The sequence below is a fragment of the Pseudoselenomonas caprae genome (assembly GCF_008271345.1).
Taxonomy (GTDB): Bacteria; Bacillota; Negativicutes; order Selenomonadales; family Selenomonadaceae; genus Selenomonas_A; species Selenomonas_A caprae.
The window spans coordinates 47,467-58,002 of the sequence record NZ_VTOZ01000020.1 but is presented as its reverse complement, the minus strand read 5'-3'; the positions used below and the strand labels follow the sequence as shown (position 1 = coordinate 58,002).

9 protein-coding genes are annotated in these 10,536 nt (G+C 53.6%); 1 reads left to right on the top strand and 8 read right to left on the bottom strand.

Translation table 11 applies throughout. The features are described 5' to 3' along the window. Window positions 1-187: 187 nt before the first annotated feature. The 6 genes from FZ041_RS09945 to FZ041_RS09920 all read right to left on the bottom strand — a co-directional run bounded on the left by FZ041_RS09945 (window position 188) and on the right by FZ041_RS09920 (window position 6,538). Window positions 188-1,534: an MATE family efflux transporter gene (locus tag FZ041_RS09945; protein ID WP_149189440.1), complete on the bottom strand. Its 1,347-nt coding sequence runs from the start codon at window positions 1,532-1,534 to the stop codon at window positions 188-190. Then, window positions 1,534-2,733 carry a YecA family protein gene (locus tag FZ041_RS09940; RefSeq protein ID WP_149189439.1) on the bottom strand — a complete coding sequence of 400 codons (1,200 nt, stop codon included), beginning with the start codon at window positions 2,731-2,733 and terminating at the stop codon, window positions 1,534-1,536. The genes FZ041_RS09945 and FZ041_RS09940 overlap by 1 nt, the downstream gene beginning before the upstream one ends. Before the next feature lie 58 nt (window positions 2,734-2,791). Then, complete coding sequence (locus FZ041_RS09935) at window positions 2,792-3,985, bottom strand: N-acetylmuramoyl-L-alanine amidase (protein ID WP_149189447.1); 1,194 nt, start codon at window positions 3,983-3,985, stop codon at window positions 2,792-2,794. Between the two features lie 222 nt (window positions 3,986-4,207). Then, entirely contained in the window at window positions 4,208-4,990 is a 783-nt protein-coding gene (locus FZ041_RS09930; RefSeq protein ID WP_149189438.1) for an amino acid ABC transporter ATP-binding protein, read from the bottom strand. Then, window positions 4,971-5,615, bottom strand: coding sequence for an amino acid ABC transporter permease (locus FZ041_RS09925; RefSeq protein ID WP_075442404.1), 645 nt, complete (start codon window positions 5,613-5,615; stop codon window positions 4,971-4,973). Before FZ041_RS09925 ends, FZ041_RS09930 begins: the two co-directional genes overlap by 20 nt. A 113-nt stretch (window positions 5,616-5,728) precedes the next feature. After that, window positions 5,729-6,538, bottom strand: coding sequence for an amino acid ABC transporter substrate-binding protein (locus FZ041_RS09920; protein WP_075442403.1), 810 nt, complete (start codon window positions 6,536-6,538; stop codon window positions 5,729-5,731). A gap of 202 nt (window positions 6,539-6,740) precedes the next feature. Between FZ041_RS09920 and FZ041_RS09915 the strand changes: the two genes are divergently transcribed. Next, window positions 6,741-7,805: an HD-GYP domain-containing protein gene (locus FZ041_RS09915; RefSeq protein WP_255449340.1), complete on the top strand. Its 1,065-nt coding sequence runs from the start codon at window positions 6,741-6,743 to the stop codon at window positions 7,803-7,805. A gap of 796 nt (window positions 7,806-8,601) precedes the next feature. On the opposite strand, the gene FZ041_RS09910 is transcribed toward FZ041_RS09915, so the two are convergent. Then, complete coding sequence (locus FZ041_RS09910) at window positions 8,602-9,819, bottom strand: ABC transporter permease (RefSeq protein ID WP_149189437.1); 1,218 nt, start codon at window positions 9,817-9,819, stop codon at window positions 8,602-8,604. After that, window positions 9,809-10,531 (bottom strand): ABC transporter ATP-binding protein, encoded by a 723-nt coding sequence (locus FZ041_RS09905; RefSeq protein ID WP_075442401.1) that lies wholly within the window; start codon window positions 10,529-10,531, stop codon window positions 9,809-9,811. Before FZ041_RS09905 ends, FZ041_RS09910 begins: the two co-directional genes overlap by 11 nt. Between the last annotated feature and the right edge of the window lie 5 nt (window positions 10,532-10,536).

The following is a 10,536-nucleotide window of genomic DNA, read 5'->3' as shown; positions in this document are numbered from 1 at the left end:
TACGTACTTCCTAGAACGATTCGATGTATTGGCGTGCCGCCGGCCTGCCCGGCACATGTATCTAAGTACGTACTAAAGCAACCGCGCGGGTCATTTAGCGGGAGCGGAGAAAAAGTGCACCCGCCCCCACCCAAGCTGAGCTGTAACGAGTTTATTTTAACCACGCACGGACAGTCAAACTGCAATTTTATGCTTTAAATCTTGCCTGTACCTGCCGCAGTCTCACAATCAATAGTACTGCCCCGGCAAGGATACCTCCAATCAGTCCCAGCCAATAACCATAAGGACCCCAGGACGTATAGTTGGCCAGCCCCCAGCCCAGCGGCAGGCCGATAACCCAAAAGGAGAGCACCGCAAGCAAAAACGTCACATGCACATCCTTATAGCCGCGCAAGGCCCCCTGCAGCGGTGCATTGATACTGTCTGAAACCTGCATGAATACCGCATAGACAAGGAAGCCAGCCAGGATGGGCTGCACCTCGGCACTCGATGTGTAAAGCGATGCAATTTCGCTTTTGAACTGTGTCAGGATAAGGGCCAGCGTCCCGACAAAAAGCATTGTCAGCACGCGGCTCAGGCGGATATACTGCTGTGCATCTGCGTAGCGCTTAGCCCCGACCTCATAGCCAACGAGAATCGTCAGCGTCATGCTGACTGCCAGCGGAATCATGTAGACGATAGTCGTGAAATTCATTGCTGCCTGATGAGCGGCAACGATGACCGTGCCATAGGCCGTCATAAATAGGCCCACCGCACCAAAGATGCTCTGCTCACAGAACATGGTGCTGCCAATCGGTATGCCCACACCGAGCTGCTTGCGCCACTCGGCAAAGTCCGGCCGTGGCAATGAACGGAAGACATGATAGCTTTGGAAGGGCTCGCAGTGCGTGACCGCCAGGACATTCAGCAGCAGGTTCAGCGTAAAGGCAATAGCGGAGCCGACGCCCGCGCCAATGCCACCAAAGGCTGGCAGACCAAAATGACCGTACATGAATACATAGTTGAGCGCGATATTCACGGGCACTGTCGTCATCGTGATAAGCATCGTAAGCCGCGTGCGCCCATGGGCATCGATGAAGTTGCGCAACACCGCCGCCAGGAAAATCGGTACAATGCCTGCCGATACCGCCATCAGATAATGCTGCGTGATGTATTCCACCCGCGGCTCCAACGCCAGCAGCGGCAAGATATACGGCACCAAGAGCCAGCCTGCGCCAATAAATAACACCGCAAGTGTCAGTGCCCAATAAAACCCCTGTTTTACGATAAAGCCAATCTTCTCCCGCTTGCCCGCTCCATAGAGCTGCGAAATGGTCGGCGTCAATCCCGAAATGATTCCGAGAAACGCTCCGAAAAATGGCAGGAACAGATTGACGCCCACAGCAACACCTGCCAAATCCTGCTGGCTGATGTGCCCAGCCATGACCGTATTGAAAAACCCAGTTGCCATAAGCGACAGCTGGGTGATGAAGATTGGCAGCAGCACGGCAAAGAACTGCCGTGCTTTTTGTTTATAGCCAATAGTCTTTTTCATTAATTCTCATCCTTATGCAGGCAGCAATTCTTGTACTTCTTGCCACTGCCACAAGGACATGGCTCATTGCGCCCGACCTTGCGGCGGCGGACCTCCTCGAAGGGGATGATCTTGCCCTGTCCGGCAGCTGCCATGAGCTGTTCCGGCGTATGGCCCTTGAGCGGCCAGAGATGCGTCGAATTGTTATAGGCGATCAAGAGCGGCACGATGGCTTCGGCCTTGCGGTCATCCTTCATGAATCCCAGCTCCGTCAGATAGTCCACAGCTTCTTCCATATTGCCGCCGTTCTGCAGCAGGATGAGGATCTCGCCGACAATATCGGCCGCCTTGAGCACATCACAGCCATGCTCGCGCATGAAGAACTGCGCCAGATCCTTATACGCGATGGTCGCATCGATATAGCTTTCCGTACCAGCATCATAGACCTGGCTGTAGCTCAGCGTGGCAAACGGCAGGCTGCCATGCTTGCGCTGCTCGTCTTCGAGCTTGTTCTCATCGATCAGCGTGTAGTATTTGGCGCCCTGCGGCAGTGCCACGAGCGTATTCTGCCAGCACGAAGCATTGAGCATGACACCGACAAAGTCCATGAACGACAGCTGCTCGCACTGTGCCTCCTCCAGATACGCCGAAACCTGGGCATAGAGCTGGTCGTAGTTCAGATAGCCATAGTAGAACAAGCAGCCCGAAGCCAGACGCGTGACTTCTGTATTGAGTTCAGCCAGGCTGCGGAACGCCCCCGAATCAATCTTCTTGAATTCAGCCTGCACTTCTTTCGGCATGTACCAAGCCAGTTTGTCCTCCTGTTTACCGCAGGAAACAAGCCCCAGCCCGCGCAGATAATCCAGCCGCACATCGTCCGCATTGAATTCCGTCGTCATGCCGTCATGCGCGATAAGATGCTGGAAACATTCATACTCCTCCTCCAGGATCGAGGGGAACCAGCGCTGGGCAAAATTCAGGATCTCACCTGAAAGCCGCTCGGCAAGCTCCGCTTTCTTCAGCGAACTCACGCCCGTCACGTTGAGATTGTAGCGGATGTCGTCCAGCTCTGCCTTCGTCATAGCTTCGAGCATCGGCAAAAGCTCCAGCTTGGCCGGCAGCTTGTGGCGGAACAGAGCCTTGCGGCGCTCTTCCATATCCGCCTTCACCATTTCTTCCAGCGTCTCGTTATTCTGCTCGATTTCCGTTTTCTCTTCCATTATATAAAGTCAAATCCTCTCTTTCCCTACTGTCAACCAATGAATATCCGCTGCATTCTCAGCCGAAAAAGTCCGCAATGCCATCGGCGATTCCCTGCGCTGCCTTCTTGATGCCCTCTTCACTGTTCATCAGCTGCTCTTCGCTCTTGTTAGAGATGAAGGCCACCTCAACGAGTGTTGCCGGCATGTCCGTATGCTTCACGACATAGAAATTGCAGCTCTGCGTGCCACGGCTCTGGGTACCGATCTGATCGATGACCCCCGACCGGATCTTATCGGCCAGCTCACGGGAACGCTTCGAACCCAGCGAGTAATAATACCCCGTTGTTCCCTTGGCAGCACCATTCGAGAACGAGTCCATATGGATGGACACGAAGATATCCGAGCCGTTCTTGTTCGGTATATCGCAGCGCGCCTGCAGCTCCTCGATATCCGTAGCCTTAGAGCCTTTCGGTGATACTTCCGTATCGCGGTCACGCGTCATATAGACCGTTGCCCCCTCCGCTACGAGCAGCCGCTTGAGCTCCTGGGCCACGCGCAGGGTCACGCTCTTCTCCATGACCCCCGTCGGGCCGATAGCCCCCGAGTCACTGCCACCATGGCCAGGATCGATGGTGATCTTGCGTCCCTTGAGCCCCGTGATGCCCGCCAGTTCATCGTCTTTGTCCTCAGCCGGCTCTTCCGGGGCTTTCTCCTCTTCCTTCGGCTGCGGTGCCGGTTTCACTTCAGGAGCAGGCTTGGCCGGCTGTTCCGCTGGCTGCGGTTTCGGCTTCGTCGTTTCCGGCAGGTCGATCTTCGCCTGCGAGGAATCCGGGCTCAGATTGCCAAAATCCATGACCACCCGTCCGGGCACTGTCCCCCCCTTGAGGGTGAACACCTTGTAATTGTTCTTCCCCACCTTGGTCTCGACTACGATGCGTACCGTCTGCTTATCGAACTGGGCCAAGCGTACCTTGCCGACAAAGCGGCTGCCGATGCTGTTATCCTTCTTTACCTTCGGCGAAAGCCAGGCCTTGGGGATATCCACCACCACGCGATCCGGATTGGAAAGGACCATCTTCTTGACACTGACGGCTTTGTCCGCATCGACCACGATGCGCGTCCGGTCCGAATCGGTGCTGACCCGCACGGCCTTTACCTCAGCCAGCCCATTCACCCGCTGGCCAAAATCCGAATCGGCCGCCGCAGCCGGCAGCGCAAATACCATCATATATAATGCAATAAAACACAAACGAATAAGCATTCGTCTCATATCCATAGGCTCCTCCCATCCAGGCACATATACTTCATTATCGTATTTCTCTTGACAAAAATCAAGAAACTTATGTACGAAAAACAGCAGACTGCCAGTATCTACCTATCTATCGTACTACGGCTTGGCAAGAGAATCCTAAGACTTGCGTGGCGATTGGATTAGAAATTCCATAAAAAAAGAACTGCGGTCCCCCACAGTTCTCTGACGATTGCTGCCCAATCAAAGCATATTCTGCAGAAATGCCTGCGTGCGCTCCTCGCGCGGCTGGCTGAAAAAGGTTTCTGGCTCGCCCTGCTCGACGATATTGCCATCAGCCATGAAAATGACCTGACTGGCAGCCTCACGGGCAAAGGCCATCTCATGGGTGACGACTACCATCGTCATATGCTCCTCTGCCAGTTCACGCATCGTCTTGAGCACCTCACCGGTAAGCTCCGGGTCGAGAGCCGAAGTCGGCTCATCAAACAGCATGATATCCGGCTTCATGCAGAGCGCACGCGCAATGGCCACACGCTGCTGCTGACCGCCCGACAGCTGCGATGGATAGTAATCAGCCCGGTCCGACAGGCCGACCTTGGCCAGCAGCTGGCGGGCATACGGCTCAACCTCCTCACGCTTGAGGCCCTTGACCTGCATCGGCGCCTCAAGGAGATTCTCCATGACCGTCATATGCGGGAACAGATTAAACTGCTGGAACACCATGCCCGTGCTCGCCAGCAGCTGACGCTCTTTCTTCGTCTCCACATACTCGGCTTTGCCATCGCCATCAGTGACGGCGAGGAACTCGCCCTTGATCTCGATCGAGCCGCTGTCAATCGTCTCGAGCTTGTTGATGCAGCGCAAAAGCGTGCTCTTGCCTGAGCCAGACGGGCCAATGATGGCAAGCACTTCGCCGCGGCGTACTTCAATGTCGATGCCCTTGAGCACTTCATTATCGCCAAAGGCCTTATGGATGTCATGCATGCGCAGCATGACTTCCTGCTTATCTGTCATATTTGCCATAATATGCCTCCAGTCTCTTGAAGCCCCAAGTCAGAACAAACGTCATCGCCAGATAGAAAACCGCTGCGATCAAGAACGGCGTCATATCGAACTCACGCTGCACGATCGTGCGCGCTACGCGCAGCAGATCATTCATGGCCAGGATATACACCAGCGACGTATCCTTGACGAGATTGATGGTCTCGTTGCTGACCGGCGGCAATACCATGCGGAAAACCTGTGGCAGGATGATGCGCCGCATCGTCTGCGGATAGCTCATGCCCAGCGTGCGGGCTGCCTCATACTGCCCCTTCGGCACCGACTGGATGCCCGCACGGAAGATCTCAGCAAAGTACGCGGCATAGTTGAGGGTGAATGCCAGGAGTGCCGCCGCGATATCCGGCAGGCGTACGCCGACCATCGGCAGGGCGAAATAGACAAACAGCAGCTGCAGCATCAAAGGCGTGCCGCGCATGATCCAGATGTAGAATTCGATGAAACGGCTGAGCAGCCTGAGGCTTGAGAGCCGTCCCAAAGCCGCCAGCATACCGAGCGGCAAGGCAATGATCAATGTGATGAAGAAAATTTCCAGCGTAATCTCTGAACCTTCGAGCATGAGCAGGAAAGTATCGAACAGCTTATCCATGCAAGCGTCTCCTTTAGTGTAGCAAAGTGTTAATACGCTATATTATACACGAAAGCTGTCACCCTGTAAAGCAAAGAGACAGGCCGAAGGGCCTGCCTCAAAACTGTTCCTGTTTATTTTTTCGTGATGTCCTTGCCGAACCATTTCTCGGAGATCTTGGCCATCGTACCATCGGCCTTCATCTCGTCGAGAACCTTCTGTACTTCGTCACGCAGCTGCTGGTTATCCTTGGCGAAGCCGATGCCGAACGTGCTGATCTCACCGACCGGCGAATCGATAGCCTCAAGGCTGTCAGCATGCTTGCTCATATAATAGCGGCCCGTGATCTCGTCTCCGACCACAGCATCGATGCGACCATTTTCCAGATCCATGAAGGCCGAGACATAGTCGGAATACTTCTTGACCTCTTTGACATTCTTCTTGAAGAAATCCGATTTATCCATATACTCTTCCGCCGTGCCCGCACTCTGCGTGCCTACGACCTTGCCAGCCAAGCTCTTCTCATCCGTGATGCCCGTCGTGCCCTTCTTGACGAAGATGATCTGGCGGTTATCCATATACGGATCCGAGAACAGCATGTTCTCCTTGCGCTTCTCCGTGATGTCGAGACCGTTCCAGAGGACATCGACACGACCGCTCTTGAGCTCAGCCTCCTTGCTCGACCAGTCGATCGCCTTGAACTCGACCTCGCGGCCCAGGCGTTTCGTCGCCTCTTTGGCCAGGTCGATATCAAAACCGACGATCTCATTGTTCTCATCCTTGAAGCCCATCGGCGGGAAGTTGTCATCAAGGCCGACAACGATTTTCTTGCCCGCGGAGGACGAGCCGCCGGCATCTTTGGCATTATTGCTGCCGCAGCCGCTGACAAATGCCGCCGTCATCACAGCGGTCATCCCGATTGCTAAGAGTTTCTTCCATTTCATATGCAAACGCCCCTTTTCACTTCTTTATCTCATTAAAGGATTAACATGATGCTATTATACTGTAAACCTGTAAAGGCTGTCAAGCATTTTTTCCTTCTGGTACTTTATTTCGCTTTATTTCCTTTTTTTGCAGGTATTTTCCCCAACAGTGCGAATTATATATATTAGATTCGTATTTCCGAACTACAAGGAGGAGATTACTTTGCGAGCCGTTTCCGTAGAGGATTTAAAAACTGGCATGATCTTAGCCCGCACCATCGTCAATCCCGACATGGTTGTGGTCTTGTCTGAAAATACATTGCTGACCAAGGCCCATATCACGCGCCTGACTTTCCTGAATATTCCTGTCGTCTATATTAAGGACGAATACGAACTCAGTCAAAACTATCAGGCCGTATCCACGATTTTCAACCGTGGCAACGCCTTCATCAAAGACTATGACAGCGTAGTCCAGGAAGCGCGCTCCATCTTCAGCAACGTAAACAACACCGGTACGATTCCGGTGCAGAAAACCGAAGACATGGTGCAGACGCGCATTGCACCGATGGCTGCCAACAGTGGTGCCATCGACTATCTGTATGAGCTCAACCATCTGGCCAGCGATATATACAACCACTCGCTGCGCGTTTCCATTCTCGCCGGCGTCATCGCCAAATGGATGCACTTCGACCGCGAAAAACGCAAAGATATCATGCTTGCCGGCTTCCTGCACGACATCGGCAAGACAAAGTTCCCGCAGCGCTTGCTCGACAAGAACATCAACACCTTGAAAGGCGAAGATTATGAAGCCTATATCCAGCATACCGTCGATGGTCATCATATCCTGAACACAGAGCCGTCGCTTTCCGAAGGGGTAAAACTCGCTGCCATGCAGCATCACGAGCGCATGGACGGCACGGGATTCCCGTTCAATTGCATGGGTGCCGATATCCACGAATACGCGCGCATCATCGCAATTGCTGATATTTATGACAATATCACCACCGAGCGCGAAGGCTATGTCAAGCAGACGCCATTTACGGCCATTGCCTACCTGACCGAGAACATGTTCACTTCGCTCGACCCGACGGTCTGCGTCCCTGTGCTCACGCATATCAAAGATGCCTTCCTCGGTTCGCGCGTCACGCTCAACAACGGCGAAAAAGGAACCATTGCGGCTTACCCGAACGACTTCGCCGCTCACCCGGTAGTAAGCATCTCGCCCGATGAGATCATAAACCTCAACGAACATCCAGAGCTTACAATTACCGAATACAATCCCAAATAACGGATAAATATATGAAAAGCAACGCCCCCATGAGTTAAAGGATTTTCTCCAACTCATGGGGGCGTTGTTTGCTAAATTGCAGTTTATCTGTCCGTACGTGGTTAAAACAAACTCGGTACAGCTCAGCTTGGGTGGGGGCGGGTGCACTTTTTCTCCGCTCCCGCTAAATGACCCGCGCGGCTGCTTTAGTACGTACTTAGATACATGTGCCGGGCAGGCCAGCGGCACGCCAATACATCGAATCGTTCTAGGAAGTACGTGCTGCGGGCCATCCCTCACTGCGTTCGGGCAAATCGCTCCCGCTGCGAAGAAAGTGTCCCCGCCCCCGCCCTCTGCTACGTTTGGATAAGCCTGCTTTGTTCCGGCATTAGGCTACGAATTACAGCGATATGCTTGTTACGAGAGAAACGGTTCGTACAAACCTGCTCATACGGATGATAGGGGCGAACGGGGTAGTGCTTCTTTCTGTCTGGAGCGACTGTCCTAGGCACAGAATGATACGTACTAACGTATTAGCAGGTTGAAGATTCATTCGGGCTATTGCTGAAACGAAGCCGCCGGGCAGGGGAATACCATAAGCGTAACATTGATGGTTTGCGTGAAGAAAATATTTTTTGCCTACACATTCCGTTGAAAAATTCACACCGTTCAAGCGTAGCGCGTTTGGGAACTTTTTCAATGCTTAGTTAAAGGCAAAAAATATTTTTAGCAAAGCATCTAAGTGAAGCGTTGGTACTCCCCTGCCCGGCGGCGCGGCTTTCCTCGAATAAAAACACGGTAATTTACAAACTGCAATTTACTCATACCGTAGTGCTTCAATCGGGTCGAGTTTCGCAGCTTTGCGGGCCGGATAAATGCCAAAGAACAGTCCGATGCCCACGGAAAAGACGAACGAAACGACAATCGGCAGCATCGTGATGACCGTCGTGAATGCGCCGATCTTGGCAATGAGCTGCGACACGGCGCAGCCGACGATGATGCCGATGATGCCGCCGATGATACCAATAACCATCGACTCGATCAAGAACTGCGTCATTATGTTCATGAACGTCGCGCCCAAGGCCTTGCGGATGCCGATCTCGCGCGTGCGCTCCGTGACCGACACCATCATGATATTCATGATGCCGATACCGCCAACCAGCAGCGAAATGCCGGCAATCGCACCCAAAAGCATCGTCAGCATCGCTGTTGACTGGCTCATCGTCTCCATCAGGCTCGTGAGATTGCGGACGTTGAAGTCATCCTCCTTGCCGCCGAGGATATGATGGCGCATCCGCAACAGGGTCTCTACCTCGGACTGGACCTGATCCATCTTGTTGGGGTCAGCGACCTGGATATTGATGGACTGGACATAGGTGATGCCAAGCATACGCTCCTGCGCTGTCGTTATCGGCACATAGACCATATCATCCTGATCCTGTCCCATCGATGACTGGCCCTTGGATTCGAGCAGGCCGATGACTTTGTACGGCTGGTTGTTGATACGGATATTCTTGCCGACCGGATTATCCTTGGCAAACAGATTTGCTGCCACCGTTGTGCCGATAACCGCTACGCGCGAACGCTTATTCATATCATTGGCCGAAATGAACGAACCATTGCTGACTGACAGCGAACGGATGGACATGAACTCCGGTGTCACACCCTGCACCGAGGTTTTCCAGTTGTTATTGCCATAGACAATCAGATATGACCCCGACACCGACGGAGAGACGTATTCGATATTCTTGATCTTGTTCTTGATAGCCTCCGCATCATCGTATTTGAGCGTCTGCATCGAGCCAGCCGCGCCGCGTACACCGCCGCGGTTCGATGACCCCGGCGAGACGATCAACATGTTGGAGCCGAGGCTCGCAATGGAATTCGTGACATTGCTGCGCACGCCCATGCCGACCGATACCAGCGCGATGACGGCCGCAACACCGATGATGATACCGAGCATCGTCAGCAGGCTGCGCATCTTGTTCGCATAGAGAGAGGTCAGCGCCATCTGGAAGCTTTCACTAAACAACATCCATAACCACTCCCTTCCCTTCATCGCGCGTAATCTTGCCGTCGCGCACGAGCAGCTGGCGGCTTGCGCAAGCAGCAATCTCCGGCTCATGCGTGACGAGGATTATCGTGCGCCCTTTCTCATGCATAGTCTCAAAGATTTCCATGATTTCCTTCGTCGACTTCGTATCAAGGTTGCCTGTTGGCTCGTCAGCCATGATGATATGCGGATCATTTACCAGTGCGCGAGCAATTGCCACGCGCTGCCGCTGGCCGCCCGAAAGCTCATTGGGCTGATGGTCCGCACGGTCGCCAAGACCGACGGCTTCCAGATAATGCATCGCGCGCTCCAGCCGTTCCCTGCGTCCTACGCCCGCATAGACAAGCGGCAGAGCCACATTCTCGAGTGCCGAGATGCGCGATAGCAGATTGAAGTTCTGGAACACAAAGCCGATTTTCCGATTCCGTGTGATAGCCAGCTTATCATCGCTAAGGCCAGCTACCTCCTCGCCATCGAGCTTATAGGACCCTTCCGACGGCCGGTCAAGGCAGCCCAGGATATTCATGAGTGTCGACTTGCCCGAGCCTGACGGCCCCATCAATGCGGCAAACTCCCCTTGATAGATATTGGTCGTGATACCATCAAGCGCGGCGAGTTCCTCGCCGCCGATATGATAGATTTTCCGGATACCGGAAAGCTGTATGGTCGGATAACGATTTTCCTTTTTTTCCATCGGAT

Bases quoted from the DNA above. Each gene is read 5' to 3' on its own strand.
- FZ041_RS09945 (WP_149189440.1), bottom strand. From the start codon at position 1,534: ATGAAAAAGACTATTGGCTATAAACAAAAAGCACGGCAGTTCTTTGCC.
- FZ041_RS09930 (WP_149189438.1), bottom strand. From the start codon at position 4,990: ATGGCAAATATGACAGATAAGCAGGAAGTCATGCTGCGCATGCATGAC.
- FZ041_RS09925 (WP_075442404.1), bottom strand. From the start codon at position 5,615: ATGGATAAGCTGTTCGATACTTTCCTGCTCATGCTCGAAGGTTCAGAG.
- FZ041_RS09910 (WP_149189437.1), bottom strand. From the start codon at position 9,819: ATGTTGTTTAGTGAAAGCTTCCAGATGGCGCTGACCTCTCTCTATGCG.
- FZ041_RS09920 (WP_075442403.1), bottom strand. From the start codon at position 6,538: ATGAAATGGAAGAAACTCTTAGCAATCGGGATGACCGCTGTGATGACG.
- FZ041_RS09935 (WP_149189447.1), bottom strand. From the start codon at position 3,985: ATGAGACGAATGCTTATTCGTTTGTGTTTTATTGCATTATATATGATG.
- FZ041_RS09940 (WP_149189439.1), bottom strand. From the start codon at position 2,733: ATGGAAGAGAAAACGGAAATCGAGCAGAATAACGAGACGCTGGAAGAA.
- FZ041_RS09905 (WP_075442401.1), bottom strand. From the start codon at position 10,531: ATGGAAAAAAAGGAAAATCGTTATCCGACCATACAGCTTTCCGGTATC.